This window comes from Massilia rubra, from assembly GCF_011682065.1.
In the GTDB taxonomy this organism is placed as follows: Bacteria; Pseudomonadota; Gammaproteobacteria; order Burkholderiales; family Burkholderiaceae_D; genus Telluria_A; species Telluria_A rubra.
Genome location: NZ_VUYU01000001.1, coordinates 51,166 through 78,153, shown reverse-complemented (window position 1 = coordinate 78,153; position 26,988 = coordinate 51,166). Strand labels below are relative to the sequence as shown.

General features: G+C 64.3%; 25 protein-coding genes and 1 tRNA gene. 15 read left to right on the top strand and 11 right to left on the bottom strand.

All coding sequences use genetic code 11. The features are described 5' to 3' along the window. Positions 1-6: 6 nt before the first annotated feature. Both miaA and F0185_RS00365 read left to right on the top strand, forming a co-directional pair. On the top strand, positions 7-951 hold the full coding sequence (gene miaA, locus F0185_RS00370) for a tRNA (adenosine(37)-N6)-dimethylallyltransferase MiaA (RefSeq protein ID WP_167220546.1): 945 nt from the start codon (positions 7-9) through the stop codon (positions 949-951). Positions 952-1,002: 51 nt separating this feature from the next. After that, a tRNA-Met gene (locus F0185_RS00365) sits at positions 1,003-1,079 on the top strand. A gap of 86 nt (positions 1,080-1,165) precedes the next feature. Here F0185_RS00365 and F0185_RS00360 read toward each other — a convergent pair. Together F0185_RS00360 and F0185_RS00355 are read right to left on the bottom strand one after the other, a co-directional pair. Then, positions 1,166-1,378, bottom strand: coding sequence for a hypothetical protein (locus F0185_RS00360; protein WP_167220544.1), 213 nt, complete (start codon positions 1,376-1,378; stop codon positions 1,166-1,168). Positions 1,379-1,435: 57 nt separating this feature from the next. After that, positions 1,436-2,680 carry an SGNH/GDSL hydrolase family protein gene (locus tag F0185_RS00355; protein ID WP_167220542.1) on the bottom strand — a complete coding sequence of 415 codons (1,245 nt, stop codon included), beginning with the start codon at positions 2,678-2,680 and terminating at the stop codon, positions 1,436-1,438. A gap of 108 nt (positions 2,681-2,788) precedes the next feature. Between F0185_RS00355 and F0185_RS00350 the strand changes: the two genes are divergently transcribed. Continuing rightward, positions 2,789-3,703, top strand: coding sequence for a LysR family transcriptional regulator (locus F0185_RS00350; RefSeq protein ID WP_167220540.1), 915 nt, complete (start codon positions 2,789-2,791; stop codon positions 3,701-3,703). A gap of 168 nt (positions 3,704-3,871) precedes the next feature. Here the strand turns inward: F0185_RS00350 and F0185_RS00345 are convergent, their stop codons facing one another. The 4 genes from F0185_RS00345 to F0185_RS00330 form a co-directional block, all read right to left on the bottom strand. After that, positions 3,872-4,204, bottom strand: coding sequence for a putative signal transducing protein (locus F0185_RS00345; RefSeq protein ID WP_166887003.1), 333 nt, complete (start codon positions 4,202-4,204; stop codon positions 3,872-3,874). Between the two features lie 100 nt (positions 4,205-4,304). Beyond that, positions 4,305-5,456, bottom strand: a complete 1,152-nt coding sequence (locus F0185_RS00340; protein ID WP_167220538.1) for a CaiB/BaiF CoA transferase family protein — start codon at positions 5,454-5,456, stop codon at positions 4,305-4,307. A gap of 9 nt (positions 5,457-5,465) precedes the next feature. Continuing rightward, positions 5,466-6,620, bottom strand: coding sequence for an acyl-CoA dehydrogenase family protein (locus tag F0185_RS00335; RefSeq protein ID WP_167221280.1), 1,155 nt, complete (start codon positions 6,618-6,620; stop codon positions 5,466-5,468). Then, positions 6,620-7,804, bottom strand: a complete 1,185-nt coding sequence (locus tag F0185_RS00330; RefSeq protein WP_167220536.1) for a lipid-transfer protein — start codon at positions 7,802-7,804, stop codon at positions 6,620-6,622. The genes F0185_RS00335 and F0185_RS00330 overlap by 1 nt, the downstream gene beginning before the upstream one ends. A gap of 102 nt (positions 7,805-7,906) precedes the next feature. On the opposite strand from F0185_RS00330, the gene F0185_RS00325 reads away from it, so the two are divergent. Together F0185_RS00325 and F0185_RS00320 are read left to right on the top strand one after the other, a co-directional pair. Then, the gene (locus F0185_RS00325) at positions 7,907-8,542 is read left to right on the top strand and encodes a TetR/AcrR family transcriptional regulator (protein WP_167220534.1); all 636 of its coding nucleotides are present in this window, start codon (positions 7,907-7,909) and stop codon (positions 8,540-8,542) included. Positions 8,543-8,605: 63 nt separating this feature from the next. Then, on the top strand, positions 8,606-10,330 hold the full coding sequence (locus tag F0185_RS00320; protein ID WP_167220532.1) for a cation:proton antiporter domain-containing protein: 1,725 nt from the start codon (positions 8,606-8,608) through the stop codon (positions 10,328-10,330). Positions 10,331-10,494: 164 nt separating this feature from the next. Here the strand turns inward: F0185_RS00320 and F0185_RS00315 are convergent, their stop codons facing one another. Next, positions 10,495-12,459: an AAA family ATPase gene (locus tag F0185_RS00315; RefSeq protein WP_167220530.1), complete on the bottom strand. Its 1,965-nt coding sequence runs from the start codon at positions 12,457-12,459 to the stop codon at positions 10,495-10,497. Between the two features lie 452 nt (positions 12,460-12,911). Here F0185_RS00315 and F0185_RS00310 point away from each other — a divergent pair, with 452 nt between their 5' ends. Beyond that, positions 12,912-13,049: a hypothetical protein gene (locus F0185_RS00310; protein WP_167220528.1), complete on the top strand. Its 138-nt coding sequence runs from the start codon at positions 12,912-12,914 to the stop codon at positions 13,047-13,049. Positions 13,050-13,298: 249 nt separating this feature from the next. Next, entirely contained in the window at positions 13,299-13,562 is a 264-nt protein-coding gene (locus tag F0185_RS00305; protein WP_167220526.1) for a PEP-CTERM sorting domain-containing protein, read from the top strand. Between the two features lie 74 nt (positions 13,563-13,636). Here the strand turns inward: F0185_RS00305 and F0185_RS00300 are convergent, their stop codons facing one another. The 3 genes from F0185_RS00300 to F0185_RS00290 all read right to left on the bottom strand — a co-directional run bounded on the left by F0185_RS00300 (position 13,637) and on the right by F0185_RS00290 (position 16,496). Further along, the gene (locus F0185_RS00300) at positions 13,637-14,191 is read right to left on the bottom strand and encodes a DUF1697 domain-containing protein (RefSeq protein WP_167220524.1); all 555 of its coding nucleotides are present in this window, start codon (positions 14,189-14,191) and stop codon (positions 13,637-13,639) included. Between the two features lie 7 nt (positions 14,192-14,198). Further along, on the bottom strand, positions 14,199-14,807 hold the full coding sequence (gene gstA / locus F0185_RS00295) for a glutathione transferase GstA (protein WP_167220521.1): 609 nt from the start codon (positions 14,805-14,807) through the stop codon (positions 14,199-14,201). Between the two features lie 123 nt (positions 14,808-14,930). Then, positions 14,931-16,496 (bottom strand): sensor histidine kinase, encoded by a 1,566-nt coding sequence (locus F0185_RS00290; protein ID WP_167220519.1) that lies wholly within the window; start codon positions 16,494-16,496, stop codon positions 14,931-14,933. A 170-nt stretch (positions 16,497-16,666) separates the two neighbouring features. Here F0185_RS00290 and F0185_RS00285 point away from each other — a divergent pair, with 170 nt between their 5' ends. Further along, positions 16,667-17,011, top strand: coding sequence for a hypothetical protein (locus F0185_RS00285; protein ID WP_167220517.1), 345 nt, complete (start codon positions 16,667-16,669; stop codon positions 17,009-17,011). Next, positions 17,008-17,850 (top strand): HDOD domain-containing protein, encoded by an 843-nt coding sequence (locus tag F0185_RS00280; protein WP_167220515.1) that lies wholly within the window; start codon positions 17,008-17,010, stop codon positions 17,848-17,850. Before F0185_RS00285 ends, F0185_RS00280 begins: the two co-directional genes overlap by 4 nt. Before the next feature lie 204 nt (positions 17,851-18,054). Here the strand turns inward: F0185_RS00280 and F0185_RS00275 are convergent, their stop codons facing one another. After that, positions 18,055-18,396, bottom strand: coding sequence for a hypothetical protein (locus tag F0185_RS00275; protein WP_166872052.1), 342 nt, complete (start codon positions 18,394-18,396; stop codon positions 18,055-18,057). A gap of 606 nt (positions 18,397-19,002) precedes the next feature. Here F0185_RS00275 and miaB point away from each other — a divergent pair. From miaB to lnt, 6 genes are all read left to right on the top strand, one after another. Beyond that, positions 19,003-20,364, top strand: coding sequence for a tRNA (N6-isopentenyl adenosine(37)-C2)-methylthiotransferase MiaB (gene miaB / locus F0185_RS00270; RefSeq protein WP_167220513.1), 1,362 nt, complete (start codon positions 19,003-19,005; stop codon positions 20,362-20,364). Continuing rightward, the gene (locus F0185_RS00265) at positions 20,361-21,410 is read left to right on the top strand and encodes a PhoH family protein (protein ID WP_166872046.1); all 1,050 of its coding nucleotides are present in this window, start codon (positions 20,361-20,363) and stop codon (positions 21,408-21,410) included. Before miaB ends, F0185_RS00265 begins: the two co-directional genes overlap by 4 nt. Beyond that, positions 21,394-21,858, top strand: a complete 465-nt coding sequence (gene ybeY / locus F0185_RS00260; RefSeq protein ID WP_167220511.1) for an rRNA maturation RNase YbeY — start codon at positions 21,394-21,396, stop codon at positions 21,856-21,858. Before F0185_RS00265 ends, ybeY begins: the two co-directional genes overlap by 17 nt. A gap of 151 nt (positions 21,859-22,009) precedes the next feature. Next, positions 22,010-24,304, top strand: coding sequence for a hypothetical protein (locus F0185_RS00255; protein ID WP_167220509.1), 2,295 nt, complete (start codon positions 22,010-22,012; stop codon positions 24,302-24,304). A gap of 240 nt (positions 24,305-24,544) precedes the next feature. Continuing rightward, positions 24,545-25,423 carry a CorC family transporter gene (locus tag F0185_RS00250; protein WP_166887064.1) on the top strand — a complete coding sequence of 293 codons (879 nt, stop codon included), beginning with the start codon at positions 24,545-24,547 and terminating at the stop codon, positions 25,421-25,423. Continuing rightward, positions 25,423-26,979, top strand: coding sequence for an apolipoprotein N-acyltransferase (gene lnt, locus F0185_RS00245; RefSeq protein ID WP_167220507.1), 1,557 nt, complete (start codon positions 25,423-25,425; stop codon positions 26,977-26,979). The genes F0185_RS00250 and lnt overlap by 1 nt, the downstream gene beginning before the upstream one ends. Positions 26,980-26,988: the final 9 nt, after the last annotated feature.

Genomic DNA, 26,988 nt, shown 5'->3' with positions numbered 1-26,988 from the left:
CACGCCATGAAGCCGTTCGCCGTTGCCATCATGGGTCCGACCGCGTCGGGCAAGACCGCCGCCGCGCTGGCGATTGCGCGCGCCATCCCCGCCGAAATCATCTCCGTCGATTCGGCGCTGGTGTACCGCGAGATGGATATCGGCACCGCCAAGCCGACACAAGAGGAACTGGCCAGCGCGCCGCATCACCTGATCGACATCATCGACCCGACCGAATCGTATTCGGTGGCCCAGTTCCGCGACGATACGCTGCGCCTGGTGGCCGAGATCAACGGGCGCGGCAAACTGGCGCTGCTGGTCGGCGGGACCATGATGTACTTCAAAGGCCTGGCCGATGGCCTGGACGACCTGCCGGTGGCCGATCCGGCCCTGCGCGTGCAGCTCGACGCCGAAGCGGCCATCATCGGCTGGCCCGGCATGCACGACAAGCTGCGCGCGCTCGACCCCGCAACGGCCGACAGGCTCGCGCCCAACGACGCCCAGCGCATCAACCGCGCGCTCGAAATCATCGCCCTTTCGGGCAAGCCGATGTCGGAACTGCTGGCCAAACGCGAAAAAACCGCGCTGCCCTTCGACCTGCTCTCGTTCGGGCTGGAGCCGTCGGACCGCAGCGTGCTGCACGCGCGCATCGCGACCCGCTTCGACCAGATGCTGGGCACGCGCGACGATGCCGGCATCGTGGCCGAAGTGGCGGGCCTGCGCGCGCGCGGCGACCTGCACGCCGGCTTGCCGTCGATGCGCTGCGTGGGCTATCGACAGGCTTGGGATTATCTCGATGGCAAGATCGACCGCGCCGCCCTGCGCGAAACCGGCATTATCGCCACCCGTCAGCTGGCCAAGCGCCAGCTGACCTGGCTGCGTTCGATGCCGGATCGGGTGGTAATTGATTGTCTGAGTGACAATCCGGCCGGGGAGATGCTGGAGTTGGTTGTGGCGCGGCAGAAAAAATAATCGCACAGCCTTGACATGGAAAAATGAGATCTCTATAATCTTGGTCTGTCGGGTGATATAGCTCAGTTGGTTAGAGCACAGCATTCATAATGCTGGGGTCGGTGGTTCAAGTCCACCTATCACCACCACGAACACGGCAAATAGCGATTTGCCTTAAAACCCCTGAGAACTCAAGCGCTCAGGGGTTTTTTTACGTTCGTGACAGCGTGGCTTGCTAGGTAAAATTCATCGGCCCACCCTCGCTGTCGATAATCGCGCACACCCGCGCCAGGGCGGCGGCGTCGCCCACGAACACGTACAGCACTGGATCGGTGCCGTCGATGGGAATGCACAGCGCTTCGGTCTGGTTATGGTCGAGCACATTGAGCGCGGCCGCTTGCAGGTCGCGCATCAGCTTTTTGTTGCGTGCGTCAAAAAAATCGTTCATGGACAACTCCTTGGCAGGTGATCTCACCTCCTTGGACGTCGCCCGCCGCCATCTGGTTCAGTGCCGCACCCGCTTTTTCCCCATCAACTGGCCCAAGTCGAGCGCTTTTGCCAGCGCGCGGTAGCCGGCGTCGCCCGGATGCAGATGGTCGCCCGAGTCGTAATCGGCCCGCATGCGCGACGGCCGCGCCGGGTCGCGCAGCACGGCATCGGCATCGAACACCGCATCGAACTGGCCACTGCCCACAATCCAGCGGTTCACGCGCTGGCGCACTGCTTCCTTGGCGGGACTGTAATGGCCTTCGTAGGGCGTGCCGGCCAGCGCGCCCTCGAACGGCAGCAGCGTGGCGCCGACGATGCGCAGCTTGTGCGAGCGGGCGCGCGCGATCAGCTGGCGATAGGCCTCGATGACCTGCTCCGCGCTGACGGCGGCATCGCCCGGCGCGAACGGGCTGCCGGGCCAGCCGATGTCGTTAATCCCCATCATGACGATCACGCTGGCCACGCCGGGCCGCGCCAGCACATCCTGGTCGAAGCGCGCCAGCGCATTGGCGCCCATGCGCTCTCCCAGCAGGCGCGCGCCCGAAATGCCGGCGTTGACGACGCCCACGCCACTTGGGGCGAGCCGCTGCGCCAGCACGTCGGTCCAGCGCCGGTCCTGGTCGGGCGAGGAGCCGTTACCGTCGGTGATCGAGTCGCCCAGCACCACCACGCTGCGCGTCGCGGCAGGCGCTTCGACCAGCACCGCGTTCAAAAAAGCGCGTCCAGCGAATCGCGCCGCCGCCGGCAGGTCGGCCGCCGCTGTGGCATTGCCGTTCGCCAGATACGGCGTTTGCTGGCCGCCCCAGTGAAAGGTCGACACCGGCGTGGGCGCCGGGTAGTAGGTGGTGATGGCCAGCCGCGCCAGCGCGCCGGCCGGCAGGTCGACCGGATCGCTGACCAGCACCGCACCGGGTGCCGCGCTGGCATTGGCACTGCCGCCGAAGGTGACCGCCCGACTCCTGCCCATCAGCGCGGCCCCGTCGCCGGCCAGCGCAACGCGCATCTCGCCCACCTGCAGCGGCGTGGCGCCGTAGCGGTTCGACAGCACGATGCGCAGGCGCTTGCCGCCCACGCTCAGGCGCACCACGTCACGCACCGACTGCTGTTCGACCGACGCCGGCACGCCCACCGGCAGGATGAAACTGTCGTCCCAGCGCGCCTGCGCACTGGCGCCCCAGCTGGCGACCCAGTGCGGCTCACTGGCGGCGGCAAGCTGCAATGAAAACAATAACAAGAACGGCAGCGCGCGTAATCCCGACATGGCATTTCCCCTTGAATGAAGTGAAGGCAAAAGGTAGACCATTCCGCATTGCGCCGATAGACAGGCGGATCGACTATCATCCATTCCAATCTGGAATAAGGAGCAACGATGGATACCTTGCGCTTGATGCGCCTGTTCACCCGCGCGGTCGACCTGGGCAGCCTGTCGGCGGCAGCGCGCGAGGCCGGCACCACGCAGCCGACGGTCAGCAAGGCGATCAACGCGCTCGAGGCCCACCTGGGCGTGCGCCTGCTCGATCGCAGCACCACGGGCCTGCTGGCGACGTCCGAAGGCTTGCGCTTTCATGAGCGCGCCCGCCGCCTGCTTGACGAATACGAGGATGCGCTGGCCGATGTACGCGGCCACGCGCACCAGGCAACGGGCCTGCTGCGCGTGAACGCGCCGGTGGCGCTGGGCCAGTTTCACCTGAACGCGCTGGCGCAGGAGTTCCTGGCGCTGCATCCGGACATCGGGATCGAGCTGATTTTGAATGACCGTTTCGTCGACCTGGTCGGCGACGGCGTGGACGTGGCGGTGCGCCTGGGCGGTCCGCTGCCGCCCGATTCGGTAGCACGGTCGATTGCGCTCTCGCCACGCTCGCTGGTGGCGGCGCCGGCCTACCTGGCGGCACATGCTCGCCTTGAGCGGCCGGACGACCTGGCGCAGCACGATTTCATTCGCTTTGCCTGGCTGGCGGACGGCGACGAAGTGACACTGCAACGCGGGGCGGAAGCGGTAACGGTGACGACGCGCGGGCGCTATCGGGTCAATAACGCGCTGGCGATTCGCGACAGCCTGCTGGCCGGCGCCGGAATCGGCCTGTGTCCGCACTGGCTGGTGCACGACATGCTGCAAGCGGGCCGGCTGGCGCGCGCGCTGCCCGCGTGGAGCGGCACGCCGCAGCAACTAGCGCTGGTGTATCCGTCGCGCCGCTACCAGCCGGCGCGCTCGCGCCTGTTCATGGACTTCCTGGCGGCGCGCATCGGCGCCCTGCCGGGATGGACCTCGACCGTCGACGCCTAAGTAAGTGCGCATAAATTCTTGTAATTTCCAGCTTCCATAAGCGGGGCCTTGCTGTGCTGCCCACCGCTAGCAGTGCTCGCACTGCGTCGCGGCGTGCGCCTTGCAAGGCATCCGCTTCTGTTCGCTATAAATCACAATAATTTCTGCACACTTACTTAGCCCGCGCGTTTACTCGGGCTGGCCCACATCGGCATCGTCGCTCAGGGCAAAGTCGCCGTGCTCGCGCGCGGCCAGCAGTTGCTGCGCCTGTTCCAGGTATTCCTGGGGCGCCAGCACGCGCACCCCGCCCATCGCCGGCAGCAGGAACTGGTCGGCCTGGGCGTGGTTGACATCGGCCACCACCGCCGGAATGCCGGAAGCGACCAGGAAGCTGCGCGCCAGGTGCGCTTCGGTCGGCGTGAAGAATTTGGCGACGATGAACAGGTCGCGCCCCGGAATCGCTTCAGATTCGGCTGTGCTGTCGTCCGGGAAGGACTCAGGGCCGCTCAGGGTATCTTGCATAGTGCCTCCGCAGGGTGTTTGACTGTGACGATCTTACTCCTGATCGCCCCAAGCGCTGGTTAATCGGGCCACACAAGCGCCATATCGATAAGAACGCTCCTTAAATGACGCCCTGCGCGGCCAGGGCGGCAATCGCATCATCATCCCAGCCCCAGTCTTTCAGCACCGCCGCGCTGTGCTGGCCGGGCCAGGCCGGTGCGCTACCGAGTTCCGGCACGGTGCGCGAAAAGCGCGGCGCCGGCGCCGGCTGCATCACGCCGTCGACTTCCACGAAGGTGGCGCGCGCGGCGTTGTGCGGATGACGGGGCGCTTCGTCCAGGTCGAGCACGGGCGCGAAGCAGGCGTCGGTCCCTTCCAGCAGCGCGCACCACTCATCGCGCGTGCGCCGCGCAAACAAGGCCGCCAGTTTTTCGCTCAGCCCAGGCCAGCCGGCCGGCTCCATCTGCGCGTCGAAGGCGGGATCTTCGGCCCCGGCGAGTTTGCGCAGCAGCGCGTAGAACTGCGGCTCGATCGCGCCCACCGAGACGAATTTGCCGTCGGCGCAGGCGTAGGTGTCGTAGAAATGGGCGCCGCCGTCGAGCAGGTTCGCTTCGCGCCCACCGCTCCAGCCGCCCTGGGCGCGCAAGCCGTACATCATGGCGCCCAGGAGCGCCGCGCCGTCGGTCATGGCGGCGTCGATCACCTGGCCCTTGCCCGAGCCGCGCGCCTCCAGCAGCGCGCAGACGACGCCGAAGGCGAGCATCATCGCTCCCCCGCCAAAGTCGCCCACCAGGTTCAGGGGCGGCGCCGGCGGCGCATCGGCGCGGCCCATCGCGTGCAGCATGCCGGTGAGCGCGATGTAGTTGATGTCGTGCCCCGCCGCCTGCGCCAGCGGGCCGCTCTGGCCCCAGCCGGTCACGCGCCCGAACACCAGCGCGGCGTTACGCGCCAGGCAAGCGTCCGGCCCGAGTCCGAGCCGCTCCATCACGCCGGGGCGAAAGCCTTCGAGCACCACGTCGGCTTTGGCGATCAGGTCCAGCGCAATCGCTTGCGCGGCCGGCTGCTTGAGGTCCAGCGCCAGCGAGCGCCGTCCGCGCGCCAGCACGTCGTATTTCGTTCCCAGCATGGGAAACGGCGTGGCCGCGCCGGGCGCGCTCTTGCGCTCGATGCGGATCACTTGCGCGCCCATGTCGGCCAACATCATGGCGGCGAACGGACAGGGTCCGAGGCCGGCCATTTCGATCACCTTGATTCCTGCCAGCGGTCCTGCCATGCGCTTCTCCTACAGTGAACGGGCGATGATTTCTTTCATGATCTCATTGGCGCCGCCGTAGATGCGCTGCACGCGCGCGTCCACGTACATCTGGGCGATCGGGTAGTCGAGCATGTAGCCGTAGCCGCCAAAGAGCTGCACGCACTGGTCGATCACCTTGCATTGCAGGTCCGAGATCCAGTATTTGGCCATGGAAGCGGTCACGGTATCCATGTTGCCCTTGATGGTCTCATCGATGCAGCGGTCGATGAAGATACGCGCAATGGTGGCCTCGGTCTTGATTTCGGCCAGCACGAAGCGCGTGTTCTGCATCTCGATCAGGGCCTGGCCGAAAGCGCGCCGTTCGCGCGTGTAGTCGATCGTCAAACGCAGCGCCCGTTCGATCGCGGCCACGCCGGCCACGCCCAGGATGGTGCGCTCGTAGGGCAGCTCGGTCATCAGCTGGGCAAAGCCCTGGCCCTCCACGCCTCCGAGTACGTTGTCGAGCGCCACATGGGCGTCATCGAAAAACAGCTCGCACGTGTCCTGGCCCTTTTGCCCGACTTTTTCCAGGATGCGGCCGACGCGAAAGCCGGGGTTGTCCCTGGTCTCCATCAACAGCAGCGAAACGCCCTTGGCGCCCGCTTCGGCATCGGTCTTGACCACTACGACGACCAGGTCGGCCAGGTAGCCGTTCGAGATGAAGGTCTTGGAGCCATTGACCTTGTAGCCGTCCACCGTCTTGACGGCGGTGGTGCGGATGCCTTTCAGGTCGGAGCCTGCGCCCGGTTCCGACATGGCGATCGCCGCCACCATCTCGCCGCTGGCCAGCTTGGGCAGGTACTTGAGTTTTTGTGCCTCGGTGCCCTGGTTGAGCAGGTAGTGGGCGACGATGGCGTGCACGTGGATGCCGAAGGCCATGTCGCCGCAGTAGCCCAGTTCTTCGAACACGATGGCCTGGTGCGCAAAGCTGCCGTCCGATCCGCCGTACTGCTCGGGGATGTCGGCGCACAGGATGCCCATGGCGCCGCCCTTGCGCCACAGATCACGGTCGACGTGCTGCTGCTCGCGCCAGCGCTGCTGGTGCGGCGCGACTTCGCTGGCCGCGAAGCGGCGCACGCTATCGCGAAAGCCTTCCAGTTCGGGGGTCATCCAGGGCGAGGCGCCGCACACGTTCATCTCCATCATGCGCCCCGGTACATGGTGACCACGCAGGCGCCGCCCAGGCCCAGGTTGTGCTGCAACGCGATGCGCGCGCCGTCGACCTGGCGCGCGCCGGCGCTGCCGCGCAACTGGTGGGTCAGCTCAAAGCACTGGGCCAGGCCGGTCGCGCCCAGCGGGTGCCCTTTCGAGAGCAGGCCGCCGGACGGATTGGTGACGACCTTGCCGCCGTAGGTGTTGTCGCCATCGTTGATGAATTTGTCGGCCCCGCCTTCGGGGCACAGGCCCAGGGCTTCGTAGGTGATCAGCTCATTGTGGGCGAAGCAGTCGTGCAGTTCGACGACATCGAGTTCGTCGGGGCCGATGCCGGCCTGCGCGTATACCTTGGCGGCGGCATCGCGGCTCATGTCGTAGCCGACCAGGCGCATCATGTCGCCCGAGTCAAACGTGCTGGCGCGGTCGGTGGTCATGGCTTGCGCGGCGATATACACGTCGGCCTTGAGGCCATGCTTTTTCGCGAAGTCTTCCGACACCAGCACGGCGGCAGCGGCGCCGCAGGTCGGCGGACAGGCCATCAGGCGCGTCATCACGCCCGGCCAGATCATGGGTGCGTCCAGCACGTCCTGGGTCGTGACCTCCTTGCGGAACAGCGCCAGCGGATTGTTCACGGCGTGGCGGCTGGCCTTGGCGCGGATCTTGGCAAAGGCGTCGAACGGGGTGCCGTATTTGTTCATGTGGGCCAGGCCCGCGCCGCCGAAGTAGCGCAACGCCAGCGGCAGCTCGGGCATGCCGACCAGTTCATCGGTAACACGGTCGAACGGCTCGAACGGGCTGGGACGGTCGGCGAACACGGCGCCGAGCGCGCCCGGGCTCATTTGCTCGAAGCCGAGCACCAGCACGCACTCGGCGGCGCCGCTGGCGATGGCCTGGCGCGCCAGAAACAGCGCGGTGGAGCCGGTCGAGCAGTTGTTGTTGACGTTGACGATCGGGATGCCGCTCATGCCGACCTGGTACAGCGCCTTCTGGCCGCTGGTGGAGTCGCCATACACGTAGCCGGCGTAGGCCTGCTCGATGTCGTCGTAGGCCACGCCGGCATCGTCGAGCGCCTGGCGCGCGGCCAAGGCGCCCATCTGGTCATAAGGCGCGCTGGCGCCCGGCTTGGCGAAGGGGATCATGCCCACGCCAGTGACAAAAACTTTGCGGCTCATGCGCGTCTCCTGGATATTTTTATGAACTAGGTCGCTCGACCTAGTGCGCCGATTATAGGTCAGCCGACCTGCTTTGCATAGCGCCATGCGATAATCGCGCCCATGTCCCCGACCCTCGCCAGCGCCCTCAAACACAAAGCCTCCGTCACCACCGAAAAAGGATTGGGACGGGCGCACGACATTTTGCGCGTGGCGCGCACCTTGCTGGCGGCCGAAGGCTATGCCGGGCTGTCGATGCGGCGCGTGGCGGCGGAGGTGGGCATCAGCCTGTCGAACGTGCAGCACTACTACCAGAGCAAGGATGCGCTGCTCGAAGCGCTGCTGCTCTATACGATGGACGTGTTCCAGTCGAAGATGGATTCGATTTCGGCGGCCATGACGAGCGAGCCGCGCCTGGACCAGTTTTTGTCGACCTGCGACATGTTTTTGGACGAGATCACCGACCCGGTGACGCACGCAATCTTTTTCGAGATCTGGGCCCTGGCCTCGCGCAACGCCTTCGCCTCGAACCTGATGGATACCATGATGGCGCGCGAGCGCAAGGCCATCTTCAAGCTCATTCGCGGCCTCAATCCCGCCATCGGCGACGAGCAGTACCGCCAGCGCGCCATCCTGATGGTGGCGCAGATCGAGGGCCTGATGCTGTTCCGGCTCGATAAAACCGGGCGCCGCGAGGAATTCCTGGCGGTGCGCGCCTCGGTGCGCAAGGTGCTGCTGGCGCTGGCCACCATTCCGTAGGCGTCTGTACAGGCCCATGTAAACTATACTGGGGGCTCCGCCCATCACGAGGAGAGCGTCCGTATGCACCACAACATCAGCCTGATTACCACCATCGCCGCCGCGTTGGGCTTCGGCCTCATATTCGGCATGATCGCCGTGCGCTTCAAATTGCCGGCGCTGGTCGGCTACCTGGCCGCCGGGATCGTGATCGGCCCGGCCACGCCGGGCTTCGTGGCCGACGTGGCGCTGGCCGGGCAACTGGCCGAAATCGGCGTGATGCTGCTGATGTTCGGCGTCGGCCTGCACTTTTCGCTCGACGACCTGATGGAAGTGCGTGGCATCGCCGTGCCTGGCGCGGTGCTGCAGATCGGCGCGGCCACCGGCATGGGCATCGGCATGGCGTATTTTTGGGGCTGGAGCCTGGGCGCGGGCCTGGTGTTCGGGCTGGCGCTGTCGGTGGCCAGCACGGTGGTGCTGCTGCGGGCGCTGGAGGACTTGGGCATACTCGATTCGATCAACGGCCGCATCGCGGTCGGCTGGCTGGTGGTCGAGGATCTGGTGACGGTGCTGATGCTGGTGATGCTGCCGGCGCTGGCCGGCGCGCTGGGCGGAACAGGGCCGGACGGCGTCGCCGCCGGCGCCGACGCGAACATCTGGAAAACCCTGGGGCTCACCCTGGGGCAGGTGGCCGCTTTCATCGTCTTCATGCTGGTGGTCGGGCGCAAGCTGTTCCCGTGGTTTTTGTGGCGCGTGGCGCGCACCGGTTCGCGCGAGTTGTTTACGCTGGCCGTGGTCGCCACCGCGGTGGGCATTGCCTACGGCTCGTCGGAATTGTTTGGCGTCTCGTTCGCGCTGGGCGCGTTCTTTGCCGGGATGGTGCTGCGCGAGTCGCCCCTGAGCCACCGCGCGGCCGAAGAATCGCTGCCGCTGCGCGATGCGTTTTCGGTGCTGTTTTTTGTGTCGGTGGGCATGCTGGCCGATCCGATGGTGCTGGTCGAGAGCCCGCTGCGCGTGCTGGCGGTGGTGGCCGTGGTCATGTTCGGCAAGTCGCTGGTGGCCTTTGCGCTGGTGATCGCGCTGCGCTATCCGCTCAATACGGCGCTGACGGTGTCGGCCAGCCTGGCGCAGATCGGCGAATTTTCGTTCATCCTGGCGGCGCTCGGCATGTCGCTCGGCTTGCTGCCGAAAGAAGGCCAGAGCCTGATCCTGGCCGGGGCGATTATTTCGATCGCGCTCAATCCGCTGCTGTTCAAGGCGATCGAGCCGCTGCAGCGCGCCTTGCGCGCGCGCTCGGACGCGGCGCGCAAGGTGGAGCGCTCGACCGATCCGCTGGCCGAGCTGCCGATGTCGGTGCCGCAAGAGCGCCTGAGCGGGCAGGTGGTGCTGGTCGGGTACGGGCGGGTTGGCCGGATGATCGCCGATGCGCTCACGGCGCAGGGCGTGCATATCGTGGTGGCGGAGCAGAACCGCGAGCTGGTCGACCAGCTGCGCCGCCGCGATATTGCGGCGGTGGCGGGCAACGCGGCGGAACCGGCGGTGCTGATCCAGGCGCACATCGCGCGCGCGGCCTTGCTGGTGATTGCCACGCCCGATACCTTCCATGTGCGCGCCATGATCGAAACGGCGCGCGCGCTCAATCCGGGGATCCGTACGCTGGTGCGCACGCATAACGAGGAAGAAGCGGAGTTGCTGCGCAAGGAGACCGGCAGCCAGGTGTTCGTCGGGGAGAGGGAGCTGGCGCGCAGCATGGTCGAGCGGATCAGCGTGGATCTGGCGGCGGTGAAGCCGGTGAACGGCGGGCATTAAAACTACCCGCTCGCTAAATAGCACTTAGCACCGTAGACCAAAAACCGTCATTCCCGCGCAGGCGGGAATCCAAGGCACCGCCGCTAACCGAAGATGCCTTGGATTCCCGCCTGCGCGGGAATGACGGTTTTTAATACAAGGGTACTAAGGTGTGGCGTGGGTATTCAAACCGCAGCCACCTCGGTACACAGCTTCAGATTGCCCAAGCGCTGGCCGGCCACGTGAAACGCCAGCAGGTCGCGGCGCTCTTCCAGCAGCGCGAACACGGCGTCTTTCGACAGCACGTACTGGTCCAGCAAAGTATCTTTCAGCGACTCGATCACCGCCTTGTAATCGCGGATCGCCCCCAGGGTGTACGTGTAGAGCTCATCGGATTTCTCTTCCACCTGGCGGATCGTGTGCTCGCCGCTGCCTTCGTTCTTCAACTGCGTGTAATCGATCTTGGAGTGCGAATACATCGACAGGCGATTGACCATCAAATTGAGCATCTTGGTCGCTTTCTCGATGTCGTTCTGGCTGCCCACCGAAATCCCGCGCGCTCCGTAAAACAGCTCCTCGGCGGCCACGCCGCCGTACAGCTGGATCACGTCCTGCTCCAGTTCTTCCAGGGTGCGCAGCGACACGTCATCGCCCGATTGCAGCACATACCCCAGCGCGCCCAATTTGGACACCGACTCGGTACTGATCTTGAGCAGGTGCGATTTTTCCTTCACCTCGGCCAGGCTCAGGCCCTGGCGCAGGTACGGGTCGATCTGCATGAAGAAGTGCCCGAGTTCGTGCAGCGCCACCCGTTCGCGCTGCTTGTGCTTTTCGGCGGTGGTGGCGCGGTCGGTCAAGCCCAGGGTGGCGCGCTCGAATGCGCGGAACATCAGGTCGGTGTTGATGATCGCCTTTTCCTGGATCGAGATCATGCTGGCGCGTTCGACCACGGTTTCCAGCAGCGCGGGACTGAGGTTGGCGGTCATTTCGGCGACCTGGCCCAGATCGAGGTCGTTCCAGTCGACCAGGCCCTCCTTCTTGCGGCCCAAAAAGCTCTTGAGCAGCGCACCGCGCTCGCCCTTGTTCGGCAGGCGGAAGTTGATCTTGACCGAAAAACGGCGCAGCATCGCTTCATCCATCTCGACCGACGCGTCGTCGAAGTTCGAGGCCACCACCCAGATCACGCCGGCGCCCTTGTCGCTCTTGACGCCGTCCAGGAGGCCGAGCAGCGTGTTGGCGGTGTCGTCTTCCCACTTCTTCTCGCCGCGGCCGCGCGGCATGAACAGGGTTTGCGCTTCGTCCAGGAAGATGATGCAGCTGCCGCGCGCGCAGGCCTTGCGGTACAGGGCATTCAAGGCCTTGGAACCACCGCCCACGTAGCCCGATTCGAGCGCCGAGCCGGAGGCCTGGATCAGCGGCACATTGAGTTTCTTGGCCAGGTAGCCAACCAGCTTGGTCTTGCCGGTGCCGGCGGGGCCGGTCAGCATCACGTTGAACGGCTTGTCGATATTGTGCGACTTGTATTCGCTGCGGTTGCGGATCATGTCTTCCAGGTGCAGCACTTCCTGCTTGATGTCGTCCATGCCGATCAGGTCATCCATGCTGCCTTTGAGCTTGTCCGGCATGATGACGGCGGCGCTCATGCCCATGCCGGGGATGCCGAACTTGATCGCGTAGAGAATCAGCAGGATCAAAAAGATATCGAGCGCGTGGCGCTTCAGGAAAGCCACCGCTTCGGCGCTGGCGGCGTTCTGGCCTTCGTCGAGCAGGACCGCCTTGTGCGAGGCCAGGTAGTCTTCCTTGGCGATCGAATACGGAATCGCGTTCTTGAGCAGCACTTCGCGCTCCAGGCTCAGGTGCGAGGTGCTCGGCACCTTGATCACGTGCAGCTGGGGCGCACCCTTGAACTTGAAGATGTAGCGCGGCGACTCCGACAGCGGCTTGGCCACCATCAGGTATTCCAGCTTGTCCTTCTGCGAGGCCAGCGCGGTGATGCGCGAAATGTCCTGCGAATGGACCAGCGGGCTGGTGTCCTGCGCCACGTCGGCGTTGTAGATGACCAAGCCGACGAGCAGGACGAACAGGAGTCCGGCGCCGATGCGCACGTAGACATTCTTGAGGGCGAGCTGGAGCTTGGCAAGATTGGGCATGTGGTTACTCTATGAATGGTGGCTGCGGAAGGACTGACTATGCAAACATCGTTCTTCTGCCGCGCAATGGTGGGGAGCGGCAGTGACAGCGACGTTCGATATGTGACCATGATAATTTCCGCAAACCATGTGGCCGATCGATGTCGCCTGACGGTACATCCGCACGACGGGCGATGTGGCCCATGCGTGCTCCTTTGCCATCAATTTAATGCTTGAAGGCAATGGATTAGGGAGACTATACCGCCAAAAAAATGCCAGGTATACCTTGATCTGCTGAAAAAATTTTGCGACGCAACACCTCTGATCAACTCGACAATGCGTCTTGTGGTGGACCTGAGCCAGCTCAAGGCCCGCTTGGGAAATGCCGGTATGTTCGTAACATTTCGTATCAGCCCTTGATGGTAAATCGCGATCATTAGATGATCCTTAAAACCCACGAATGGATTAGTGACATGCGTCGTCTCTTCGCTTATTTCGCCAGCCTGTTCGGCGCCCGCTCCGCCGCCGCCGAAGACCCTCTGACCGGCGCAGTCGACCTGTCCGATACCGCCTACTGCCACGGCTTGCTGTCGCGCGACAGCGAGGTGTAACGAGTGGCAACCCTCGTGTCTTTTTGATAGTTTCCTTGCGTTTTGATGCAGCGCAGCATTTACCGGGAAATGTTAATTCCTCTGATCAATAAAACATCAAAAAAACGACGTTTAGAGCGGAATGGCTTTGAATTCGGTGGCGAGCGTGGTTAAATACAAGGCTGGATGATTCGCATTTAGTGCTCATCTGGTTGCAATGCAGCATGAGTAATCATGCTCTTGCGGAAACCAAAAAGAAGAGGAAACACCGTGAAAAAATACGCAGTCGCAGCAGCTTTCATGCTCGCCCTGGTGGCCGCCGCACCAGCGAGCGCTATCGAGGTATTGGACAACCAGCAGGCCGGCGCCGCCGCCATGGACAGCCACCCGCAGATGAACGCCATGCAGATGGCCGCGATGCCAGCCCCGCAGATGTCGGAATTGCCCGAGCCTGAAGTCTTCGCCATGATGCTGCTCGGCCTGGTGCTGATCGGTTACCGCGCACGCCGCGAAAGTGGCGAGAAATTCCAGTAATCGAAGAATCGCATAAAAAAATCCCGCCGAACGCGGGATTTTTTTTGCCTGCCCGATCCCGCATGGCAGGCGGGTCAGCCCTTGGGCGGTTCGGCGCACAGCGCCTGCAATTTACACAGGGTATTCCAGTTGCGCGCGGTCAAGCCGTCGCCGAGCAGCTTGCCCATCGCGCCCGCCACTTTACTTTCCAGTACGCCGTCCGGACACCACAAATACGCGGCTTGCTCGCCCACGGCCAGCATGTCCGGGGCCCAGTCGCGCGCGGCCAGCGGCGCCAGCAAGGCCGGCGCCTGCGGATCGCTGAACACGAACACCAGCAGGCGCGCGTTATCGGTGGCCACCGCCAGCAAGGGGTTGGCGGCGACGATGCGGTCGAGGTCATCGCTGCCGAGCACCATCACCCTTGCCACCACGCCCAGCTTGACCACCATCGCATCCTGGATGCGGGCGGCCATGGCCGCACGCAACTTGGGCGGCGCACGGAACACCACATTGCCACTGTTGAGCAGAGTGCGGACATCCGTACAGCCCAGTTCGCCAACGAGCTGGCGCAGGTCGGCCATGGCGATCCGTTTGGCGCGCCCGACGTTAATGCCGCGCAACAGGGCGATACAGCATGCGCCGTTCATCCGGCGCTTACTTGAGCAAGCCTTCGTCGCGCAGCGCCTGCCGCACCATCGGCCGCTCGCTCACGCGCTGTTGGAACGCTTGCACCCGGGGAAAGCCGGACAGGTCGAACTTGAGCACGCCGGCCCAGTTCAGCACCGTAAACAAATACGCATCGGCCACCGTGAACTGGGCGCCGGTCAGGTAGTCGCGTCCGTCGAGCATGCGTTCGACATAGGCCAGGCGCGTGCTCAGGTTGCCGTGCGCATAGTTAACCAGCTCTTCGCCGATGTTGGGACGGAACAGCGGGCTGAAATTCTTGTGCAGCTCGGTGGAAATGAAGTTGAGCCACTCGGCCAGCGCATAGCGTTCCGGGGTGCCGGCGGCGGGCGCCAGTTTTTTCTCGGGAGCCAGGTCGGCCAGGTATTGCACGATGGCGGGACCTTCGGTCAGCAGCATGCCGCGCCCGGTGTCGAGGGCCGGCACGTAGCCCTTGGGATTGATGGCGCTGAAGTCGGCTCCGCTGGCAGTGACCTTCTTGCGCAGATCGACCGCTTCGGTCGTAAATGCCAAGCCTGCTTCGAGCAGGACGATGTGGGGAGAAAGCGAACAAGCACCGGGACTGAAGTACAGTTTCATGATGGTCCTTTGAATGTGGAAGGGTCACGGAGGCAAGCGGCGCGCGGGACGGCGGCGCGTCGAAAGAATGGCAAGCGTACAATAAAACGAGCGCTCGCGCTTGGGCGCACGCAAGGACGGTGACTACGCCGCGCCGTCGGGCGCGCCTTCGACCGGCGTCACCCTGGGAATGCGCAAGGTGAAATGGGTGCCCTGGCCCAGCGTGCTGCTCACGGCGATGGTGCCGAGGAATTGCTTGACGATCAGGTTGTACACGATATTGAGGCCGAGCCCGGTACCGCCCTGCCCGCGCCGGGTGGTGAAAAACGGGTCGAAGATGCGGTCGAGTACGTCCGGAGCGATGCCCCTGCCGTCATCCTTGACGTGCAGTTCGACCACTTCGCCGTCGAGGCGGGCGCTGATCATGATTTCGCCGGCGGTATCGACCTCGAAGGCATGCTCCACGCAATTGAGGGTCAGGTTGGTGATGACCTGGGCGAACGCGCCGGGGTAGCTGTCGAGCACGATGTCGTCCGGGCAGTTCAACACCAGCGCGATCGGGGTTTTCTTGAGCTTGGGCTGGAGGCTGGAGACGATTTCTTCGATGTATTCGTGCAGTCCGAAGGGACGGCGCGCCTCGCTGGTCTGGTCGACCGCGATCTGCTTGAAGCTGTGGATCAGGTGCGCCGCGCGGTAGGCGTTGTTCATGATCAGGCGCGCGCTTTCGCTGGCCGTTTCCACGTACCGCAGGATGTCGGACTTTTTCAGGCCGGCGCCCTTGACGGCGATTTCCAGCTCGTCGGTGGCGGCCTTGAGCACCGAGGCGCTGGTCAGGGCGATCCCGACCGGGGTGTTGATTTCGTGCGCGACCCCGGCCACCAGGCTCCCGAGCGAGGCCAAGCGTTCCGCCTGGAGCAGCGATTCCTGGGTCTGGCGCAAGTCGTGCATCGCCTGGGCGGTCTGCTGGGACGAGCGGCGCGCCGCATCCTCGGCTTCGCGAATGCGCCCGATGGTCGATTTCAGGCGGCGCTGGATCTGGTTGAAGCCGCGGATCACCTCGCCGAGCTCGTCGCGCCGGTTCTCGGGCAACTCCTCCACCTCGTCGCTGCCGCGCGTGGCCAGGTCGAACAAGCCGTCGCGCAATTGCTTGAGCGGCTCGAACACCACCCGCAGCGACAGCGCCAGCGCCGCCACCAGGATCAGGTCGAGCAGCAGCACTTCGATCACCTTGCGTATCAGTTCGGAAGCGAGCGCCTTGTCGATCTGGGCGCGGCTGAAATTGATCACCACCCGCCCCACCGAGACCGGCTTGATCGAGGCGCTGGCGGTGCCGCCTTCGTGGAACACCAGCGCGGCGTCGACCGCCTGGCCGACCGGCTCGGGCGCGCCATCGACCGTGACCAGCTTGCCGTCGGGCGCACGCAGCTTGCCGGCGAACAGGCCGACCGAGCTGTCGTAGACGCGGATCGCCACCACTTCGGGCGGCAGCATCTCGGCCTCGACGATGCTGTCGACCTTGGACTTGTCCAGGTCCCACAGGGCCGATGGCAGGCTGATCTGCAAACGCGTGATCACCCCCTTGCGCAGGCGCTGGTTGCTTTCCTCCAGGGCTTTGCCCAGCGAATACTGGGTGTAGCTGCCGGAAATGGTGAGCACCAGGGTGACGATCACCACGAACAGCAGTTTCAGCCGGCTTTGAATACCGAACATCCGATTCCTCCCGAAAAACAGCATGCGCGCGATGCATCTCCGAATGTACGGTAAGCCCTTCTTATTGGCAAGAAATTGCCGTGTGCGGGTATGCAAAAGTAAAGCTTTTTACGTAGCGCACAGGCCCGGACAGCAATGGTAAGATCGTAGCCTTACGAGGGAGGATGCCTATGAGCGCAGCTTACCAGCACCTGGCACTGGCCGAGGTGGCCCCGGGAATGGTCTTGTCCGACGATCTGCTCGACCGACAGGGACAGATCCTGTTGCCCAAGGGAGCAATCCTGACCGACCGCACCATTGCTTTGCTGCCCAGCCACGGCATCGACGCCGTCCCCGTGCTGCGCAGCGGCGCCGCGCCGGCCGCCGCCAGTCCCGCACCCGACCACGCCGCCAGCGTGCAGCGCCTGGCGCTGCTGTTTCGCAAGCACAAGCCGGACGAACCGCACGACTGGGCCACCAGCGCCTTGCGCCGCTATATAGAAGACTACCGCGCCGCGCGCGAGGCCGCCTTATGAGCGCCATCGTGCTCGACGACGTCCTCAAGCGCCTGGCCGACCTGCCCTCGCTGCCGGCGGTGGTGATGGAACTGCTCACCAGCATCGACCAGGAAGACATCGACATCACGGTGCTGGCCAAAAAAGTCTCGCACGACCAGGCCCTCACCGCCAAGACCCTGCGCCTGGCCAATTCCTCGCTGTACGGCTTGCAGGTGCGCGTGACCACCATCCAGCAGGCGATCACCTACCTCGGCTTCCAGACCACGCGCAACCTGATCACCGCCTCGGCCCTGACCGGCTGTTTCGCCGAGGGCCGCTGCGCCGCCTTCGACCACAAGGCGTTCTGGCGCCACTCGATCGGCAGCGCGTGCTGCGCCAAGGTGCTGGCACGCAAGGTGCGCTTCAACCAGGATTACGCCTTCACGGCAGGATTGTTGCACGACATCGGGCGCCTGGTGCTGGTGAGCAGCTACCCTGATTTGTATCAACAAGTGATGGAATACCGCGCGGCCAACGATACGTATGTGCAAGATGCCGAGCTGGCGGTGATGGGTGTGGACCATGTGGAGGCCGGCATGGCGCTGGCCGAACACTGGAATTTTTCGGATACGATGAAGATGGCGATCGCCTTCCACCATGATCCGGGCGCGCCGGACGCAGGCTTGCTGGCCACTATCGTGCATGTGGCCAACGCCATTGTGCATGCGCTCGACCTGGGGCGCGAAAGCGACGATCTGGTGCCCGCCGTGTCACCGGTGGCGTGGACCGCACTGGGACTGAACGAAGAATGCTACCTGCAGGTGTTCCGCGAAACCGAACTGCAGTACGAAGAAATCACGATGATCCTGATGGGCTGACCGACCCGCCTCTGCATGCAGAGGCGGAATCAGGCGCCCCGTTCCGCTGGCATGACAGCCGGGAATGCCGAAAAACCGTAGCGAGCGGCACAAGTTTTGTCCGAGACGCGCAGCCGTACGATTGTACGGTGAGCATCACAGGGCAAAAATTGTGCCGCGCAGTAGGTTGGTCGGCGTTCCCGTGCAAGCGCCATGCCGGAGGACTTAGTGCGCATAGTTTCCGGACGTCGATGCGTCCGGTGCCGCCGGTTTTTCCTCGGTCGCTTTGGGGCGGCCTTGGGCGTCGGACAGGCGGTACTTGGTGCGGCGGTCGCCCATCAGGTCGCGCAGGTCGCGGATGCTCATGCCGGTCACTTCGTGCATGCGGATCAGCAGCGAGGCGCCGACCGGCAGGCGGTGGTGGCGGATCTTGCTGATGACCGGTGGCGCGACTTCGAGCATGCGCGACAGCGCTGCATCGTTTTTCAGCTGCATCTTGCCAAGCAAAATGTCGAGCAGATGGTTGGGGTTATAACTTTCCTGTGATGCCAGAGCATGGTGTGCCATGATTTTACCTCGTGGTGAGTGGTTGAAATAATGCCGTTACGAACTATGTTAAAGACCCATACGCGTCTTAATAAGTTCCCGGAAAATCGCCCTTGAGCGTGATTAAACAGAACAAATCTGATAACTGGCTTAAAAGCACGTTCCCGGATCGTATGCGCTCTGCGCTACTCACTTCCAACGCACTTGAAACTCCAAACACATTATTAGACTCATATGCCATAAGTACAACTTACCTGTGCATAGGTGACATTGTTTGAAATCAAGCTATCCGCCGGAAAGCTTGTCACATCGTCATTTCAACACAGCGAGATAAATTGTGGCGCACGCAAGAACTTTTCATGTGCTCAGTCCGTTCACAGAATTCTCTCGGAACTCATTGATTTACAAGAAGAAATAGCCAAGCTCCAATCGGGCAATTGTGAAACATTTCCACTGGAAACTTTTCCGGGCGATATGGAAGAATGACGGGCGGCTAAGCCGGCCGTTGAACAGGTGCAATACCGGGCTGTGCGGAGCTTGCCCTCGCGAACATGGCCGCCCCCGCTGATTTACGATAAACTGGCAACCCCGCCTGAAACCAGGCTGCAGCGCCACGTTGATCATTCCATGCAGAAAAAAGTCTTCATCAAAACCTTCGGTTGCCAAATGAACGAGTACGACTCGGACAAAATGGCGGACGTGCTCGGCGCGTCCGACGGCCTGGTTCGCACCGACACGCCGGAGGACGCCGATGTGATTTTGCTCAACACCTGCTCGGTCCGTGAAAAAGCGCAAGAAAAAGTCTTTTCCGACCTCGGCCGCCTGCGCGAGCTGAAACTGGCCCGCCCCGACTTGATTATCGGCGTCGGTGGCTGTGTTGCCTCGCAGGAAGGCGCCGCCATCGTCAAGCGCGCCCCGTATGTGGACATGGTGTTCGGCCCGCAAACCCTGCACCGCCTGCCGCAGATGATGCGCGAACGGCGCGCCAGCGGCGCCGCCCAGGTCGACATCAGCTTTCCCGAAATCGAAAAATTCGACCACCTTCCGCCGGCCAAGGTGGACGGCGCCTCGGCCTTTGTGTCGATCATGGAAGGCTGCAGCAAATACTGCAGTTACTGCGTGGTGCCTTACACGCGCGGCGAGGAAGTGTCGCGCCGCTTCGAGGATGTGCTGACCGAAGTGGCGGGCCTGGCCGCCCAAGGCGTGAAGGAAATCACCCTGCTCGGCCAGAACGTGAACGCGTTTCGCGGCGTGATGGAAGGCGGCGACATCGCCGATTTCGCCCTGCTGCTCGAATACGTGGCCGACATTCCCGGCATCGAACGGATTCGCTTCGTCACCAGCCATCCGAAGGAATTCACCCAGCGCCTGATCGACGCGTATGCCAAGATCCCGCAACTGGTCGACCACCTGTACCTGCCGGCCCAGCATGGCGCCGACAATGTGCTTAGCGCCATGAAGCGCGGCTACACCGGCCTCGAATACAAGTCGATCATCCGGCGCATCCGCGCGGTGCGCCCGAACATGTCGATTTCGTCCGACTTCATCGTCGGCTTCCCGGGCGAGACGCAAGCGGACTTCGACGCGATGATGAAACTGATCGCGGACGTCGGTTTCGACACCAGCTACAGCTTCATCTTCAGCAAGCGCCCCGGCACCCCGGCCGCCAACCTGGCCGACGATACGCCGCACGACGTCAAGCTGGCGCGCCTGCAGCAGCTGCAGGCGGCGATCGACGCCAACACGCGCAAGTACAGCGCCGCCATGGTCGGCACGGTGCAGCGCATCCTGGTCGAAGGGCCGTCGGTCAAGAACGCCGCCGAACTGCAGGGCCGCACCGAAAACAACCGGGTCGTCAATTTCGAACCCGGCATCAATGCGAGCGCGCTGATCGGCCAGATGGCCGACGTGCGCATCACCGAGAGTTTTAACTACACCCTGCGCGGCGAACTCGTTGCGCGCGGTGACACTTTAGCCTGCGCCAGTTGAAAACCAAGACCCCTATCCAGCCCCACTATTTCATTCCCGAGCCGCTCGACAACACGCGGCTGGCCCACCTGTGCGGACCGCTCGACGAGAACCTGCGCCAGATTTCCTCGGCGCTCGACGTGACCATTTTCCGGCGCGGCGAAAAATTCATCGTCAGCGGCCATAACGCCGAACACGCGGTCCAGATCCTGGAGCGCTTCTACGCCGTCGCCAACAAGATCGTTCCGATCGAAGAAGTGCAACTGGCGCTGGTCGAACAGCGCTCCGGCCTGCACAGCCAGCAAAGCCCGGACAGCACGCCGACCGAAGCGCTGCCCGACATCGAGATCAACAGCCCGACGCTGAAAACGCGCCGCCACGACCTGCGCGGACGCACGCCGCACCAGATCCAGTACCTGCGCTCGATCCTCGAACACGACATCAGCTTCGGCGTCGGTCCCGCCGGCACCGGCAAGACCTACCTGGCGGTGGCCTGCGCGGTCGACGCGCTCGAACGCGACGCCGTCAAGCGCATCATCCTGACCCGTCCCGCGGTGGAAGCGGGCGAGCGCCTGGGCTTCCTGCCGGGCGACCTGACCCAGAAGATCGATCCGTACCTGCGCCCTTTGTACGACGCGCTGTACGACCTGCTCGGTTTCGACCGCACCCAGAAGATGTTCGAGAAACAGGTGATCGAGATCGCCCCGCTGGCCTACATGCGCGGGCGCACCCTCAATCACGCGTTTGTGATCCTCGACGAAGCGCAGAACACGACCGTCGAACAGATGAAGATGTTCCTGACCCGGATCGGCTTCGGCAGCAAGGCCGTGGTCACCGGCGACGTCACCCAGGTCGACCTGCACAAGACCCAAAAGAGCGGCTTGAGCGACGCCGTGCATGTGCTCAAGGACGTGCGCGGGATCGCCTTTACCCAGTTCTCCAGCGCCGACGTGGTGCGCCATCCGCTGGTGGCGCGCATCGTCGATGCGTACGAATCGGCCGCCTCGGTCGACGACCTGGCCGCCCTGCCGAAACCTGTTATCGCTAAAAATGTCCGCAAAAAATAAGCTGTCGCTGTCGGTCCAGTATCCCGACCCCCGCCTGCGCGAATCGATCACGCGCCCGAAAGTGCGGCGCTGGGTGCAGGCGGCGCTGTTGGCGCCGGCCGAACTGACCATCCGCTTCGTCGACGCCGAAGAAGGCCGTGTGCTCAATCGCGACTACCGCGACAAGGACTACGCCACCAATGTGCTGACCTTCGCCTACAACGAAGGCGAAGACGTCGCCGAGGATGAACCCACCCGCGCCGACATCATCCTGTGCACCGACGTGCTCGAAAAAGAAGCGCTGGAACAGAAAAAGACCGTGGAAGAGCATGCCGCGCACCTGATCGTGCATGGCGTGCTGCACGCGCAAGGCTACGACCATGACGACGATGACGAGGCGACCGAGATGGAGCAGCTCGAGCGCGACATCCTCGCCGCGCTCGGCTACCCCGATCCGTACGCGTCCTGAAACCTCCGGCGACGCGCGCGCCTGTCACTTTCTTTCCACAATGCTAACGCTTTGATGGACCCGGAACGGGGCTCTGAAGTACCATACGGCACTGTATAAATCGTATGTACGGCGGCGCGCTGACGTGCCTTTGCACCTTTCCGGGATTTTCGTGACGACTTTTCTTTACCTGCAGCGCTTCGCCGACGGCGAAAGCGCTGTCATGCCTTTCGATGTCCTGCTTTCCATCCTCGCGCGCCACGGCAAACCCGGTCGCGGCCTGTACGACACCGAAATCACCTTCGCCAACGAGCTGGCGGCCGGCGCCACCCTCATCGGCGCGCGCACCGGCGGCGCCCTGTGCGTCGGCTTCGAACGCCCGCGCTTCGACGCGCCGCTGCGCGCACTGGTGTGGGAGTGCATGCGCGAGTTGGGCTGCGCCGTGTTCGACGACGCGCTCGACATGGTGTACACCCCGCTGCACGGCGACTGCACCCTGCCGCCGGCATTGATGGCCGCCTGCGCCAACGGCGTGCGCCAGGTCGACAGCGCCCAGCAGCTCTGGCCCGACCAGTTGGAAACGCGCTTGCCGGACGTGGCGCCTCCCGGCCTGCCCTATGCCAAAGGCCTGCAGCTGTTCGACGAGGGCGACTTCAGCGCCAAGGAAGTGACGATCGAGCTGGCGATCCGGCCGGAAGCCTGCAACGCCGCCACCCTGCGCGTGCTGCGCAACCTGACCGCGCGCGTCGACGCCGCCATTGGCGCCAATCCGCTCTACCAGCCGTTCTACCGCTTCGTGCACGACGACAGCGCGCGCCTGTTCCTGGCGTCGGCGCAACTGGGGCCGCTGGCCCACAGCGCCACCATGATCAGCCCCGGTCCGGGCCTGTCCACGCACCGCCCCGGCTTTGCCAGCGAGCGCGGGATCGATGCCGGCGCCCGCGCCGAACAGGCCAGGCTGGTCGCTTTCGTGCGCGCCAAATACCAGCTCACGCTCGACGGCGGCGGCGCCAGCATCGATGCGCTGTCGGCCCTGCTCGACAAGCTGCACGCCTGGTACCTGCTCGAACGCGCCAAGCAGCCGGCCAACGCCGCCTTCAGCAGCCCGCTCGCCGCCAGTTGGGCGCTGCGCGCCGGCGACTACCTCGGTTGCGTCGTCGCCAGCCAGATCGGGGGCCAGTGGGGCGCCATCACGCGCGGCGGACATCGCCTGGCGGTGGTGCGCACCCATCGCGGGCGCATCTGCCATCCGCACCTGCAAGTGCTCGACCACATCGTCAACGGCGCCGACGACAGCGTGGCGCGCTGGTACGCCCGGCTTGCCGTGAGCGACGCCAGCGCCTGCGCGCGCGCCGACGATATCGCCGCCCGCATCCCGCAGCTGTGCGCACTGCTGCTGGCGAGCGACGCCGCCGCCCTGCCGCTCGCGGCGCAACTGCCACGCGAGCAGCTCGATTACAGCGTGGCCTCGCTGCGCCACCTCGACGCCTGGCTCGGGCAGCTGCGCCAGCAGGGCGCGGCCGTGCCTGCGCACGAACTGGAGCGCGTGATCGACGCGGCCGGCGCCTATCTGGGGGAAGTCGTGCGCGGCAACACGGCGGACCACGGCCAGTGGCAATGGATGAACTACGACGACATGGTGCGCGCCTATCCGGCCTTTGCGCGCCAGCGCGCGCGCGCGCGCGGCTTCATGGCTTTTCTCGACAGCGTGGAACACACCACCTACCCGCTGGCCACGGTCGCCACGCTGCTGGCCGACGCGCGCGCCGAATCGCTGCAGGACTACGCGCGCAAGCTGCTGCCGCAGGCCGCCGACGAACGCGCCGGGCCGCTGGCGCCGGGCGAGATCGAACAATGGCCGGCCGCTCCCGCGATGGCGCTGGCGCTCGACCAGGTCCGCAACGCCGTCATGAAGTGGCGCCGCACGGCCACGCCGGCCGACTACGCCGCCACCTGCGCCGACAACCCGGGCTGGCTGGGCGGCGACAGCCTGGCCGAGATCTACCGCCGCCAGCATCTGCTGCTCGAAAGAGGCATGGTGGTGTGGGCCTCGCTGGTCCAGGCCGACAAGGCCCTGTTCGCGCAGGGTCCGCACGACATGCCGGCGCTGCTGGCGTACAGCCTCGAGCGCCATTTCGAAGCGCGCCCGCAAGCGCTGCACCGCATCGCGCAAGAGCTGTCTTCGTACAAGGGCAAGGAGGCGCCGGCCGCGCTGCAACACATCACCCACTGCCTGGCCGCCGAACAGCAACGCCCGCAGGACATGGCGGTGCCGGACATGCTCACGCAGCGGCGCGTAATGATCTCGTCCTTCCTGGCGATCCGCAAGCACATGCCGGCCGACGTGCTGCACGGCGCCTGGTTCCCGGTGCTGACCCACCCGGACACCCTGTGCCTGATGATCGCGCCGCGCGCCTTCTGGCCGCCGGAACTGGCCAGCGCATGGAAGTCGGGCGCGATGGTGTAAGCGGCGCCGGCGAGAGGGGCGCGCTATTTCCCCCAGCCGCGCGAGCGCCTCGCTCGCCAGCGCGCCTTTCCCGCGACTGCCCGTTGATGCCCACCAACGGCGCAACGGTGGCCGATGCCGGCGAAGAAGCCCGGTCCAGCGCCATCGTGCCCCGTATACCGGCCCCGGTTCCGCTTAAAAAACAGGCAACCCCGCTTTTGGTGTATCCTACGCCTATCGCAACAACGGCTCACGCCAACTATGCCAGAGCACCCTAATGACGTCCGAACGGACGCCAAGACCCACCGGTCACTGTTTGAACGCCTGACCGCACTGATCTCTCCCGAGCCCGAAAACCGCGCCGAGCTGCTTGAAGTGCTGCACGACGCCCATGAACGCAACCTGATCGACGCCGATGCGCTGTCCATGATCGAAGGGGTGTTCCAGGTCTCGGACCTGTCCGCGCGCGACATCATGGTGCCGCGCTCGCAGATGGACGTCATCGACATCAGCAAGCCGATCGAGGAATGGATGCCGCAAGTGCTGGAAACAGCCCACTCGCGCTTCCCTGCCATCGAGGGCGAACGCGACAAGGTCATCGGCATCCTGCTGGCCAAGGACTTGCTACGCTACTACGCCGAAGAAACGTTCGACGTGCGCGAGATGCTGCGTCCCGCCATCTTCATTCCAGAATCGAAACGCCTGAATGTGCTGCTGCGCGATTTCCGCGCCAATCACAATCACATGGCCATCGTCGTCGACGAATACAGCGGCGTTGCCGGCCTGATCACGATTGAAGACGTGCTCGAGCAGATTGTCGGCGACATCGAGGATGAATACGATTTCGATGAAGAAGAAGACAACATCCTGTCGATCAAGGAAGGCCAGCTCGGCCCGCGCTGGCGCATCAAGGCCTTGACCGAGATCAGCCAGTTCAACGAAGAACTCGGCACCAACCTGCCCGAAGACGACGTCGACACCATTGGCGGCCTCGTTGCCAGCCACCTCGGGCGCATGCCGCACAAGGGCGACACCTTCGACGTGGCCAACCTGCGCTTCGAAGTGTTGCGTGCCGACGCGCGCCAGGTGCATGTCTTGTTGGTGGAAAAACTTCCGCTGCCCGAAGACGAACACGATTGATGTTGCGCCGCTCGACCGTTCCGCTCGATCCGGCGCTGCGCGCTCCCCGCACCACGCTGTTGCCCATGCTGTTCGCCGCCCTCGCGGGCGCGTCCTGCGTGCTGGCGTTCGCGCCGGTCGGCTGGTGGCCGCTGCAAATCCTCGCGCTCGCCTTCCTGTTCTACCAAATCGGCATGGACACCAATGTCCGCCGCAGCAGCCTGATCGGCTGGGCCTTCGGCTTCGGCTGGTCGGTTGCCGGCATGCACTGGCTATACATCTCCATGAATCGCTTCGGCAGCATTCCGGGGCCGATGGCGGTGGCGGCCGTGTGCCTGCTGGGTCTGTACATGGGCTTGTTCGGGGCCTTGGCCAGCGGGGTGTCGACCTGGCTGCGCAAGCGCTGGTCCCTTCCGGTTGCCAGTTTCCTGCTGCTGGTGCTGCCGGTGGCCTGGGGCTTGTCGGACTGGATGCGCGGCTGGGTCATGACGGGCTTCCCCTGGGTGGCCACCGGTTACGCCCATAACGCCAGCCCGCTGGGCGGCTACGCCCCGATTGTCGGCGTGTACGGCATCGGGGCGATCGCGGCCGTCTGCGCCAGTTGCATCGTCATGCTGACCCAGCGCGCGCGCTGGCCCGGCATGGGCTTGCTCGGCGCCATCCTCGCGGCCGGCTACGGGCTCACCTTCGTGGCCTGGACCGCACCGCAAGGCAAGCCGATCAGCGTGCGCCTGTTGCAGGGCAACGTCGAACAACAGAAAAAATTCGATCCGGACCACGTACTGCGCGCGCTGGAAATGTATCGCGGCATGATCACCGCCCAGCCGGCCGACCTGATCGCCCTGCCGGAGACTGCCATCGCCAGCCTGCCCCAGTACCTGCCGCCCGATTATTTGCCGTCGCTCAAGAACTATGCCGCCGCCACCGGCAGCCACATCCTGTCCGGCATTCCCATGTCCGACGGACCCGGCAGCTATGCCAACAGCGTGATCGGCGTCAACCCGTCCGGCCAGGATTACCGCTACGACAAGCACCACCTGGTCCCGTTCGGCGAGTTCATTCCGCTGGGTTTCCGCTGGTTCGTCGACATGATGCACATTCCGCTGGGCGACATGAGCCGCGGGGCGCAAGTGCAGAGCCCTTTTGCCGTCAAGGACCAGCTGGTGTTGCCGAATGTCTGTTACGAAGATGCCTTTGGCGAAGAAATTGCCTTACAGCTGCGCACCATGCCGCATCCGGCCACGATGCTGCTCAATATGTCGAACCTGGCCTGGTTCGGCGAATCGGTGGCGATTCCCCAGCATGTGCAGATGTCGCAAATGCGTTCGCTCGAAACCGGGCGGCCGATGCTGCGCGCCACCAACACCGGCGCGACGGTCGTGATCGATGGGCGCGGCAAGATCGTCCATTCCCTGCCGATGTACAGCAACGGCGTCCTGGCGGCCCAGGTGCAGGGCATGGGCGGCATGACGCCATTCATCCGCATGGGCAACTATTTGTTCCTGGCACTGGCGGCGCTGGCGTTCGGCGTCGCCTGGTTCTCGGGCCGTAACTTTGCAAAAACGCAGCAAACATGACATTGTCGT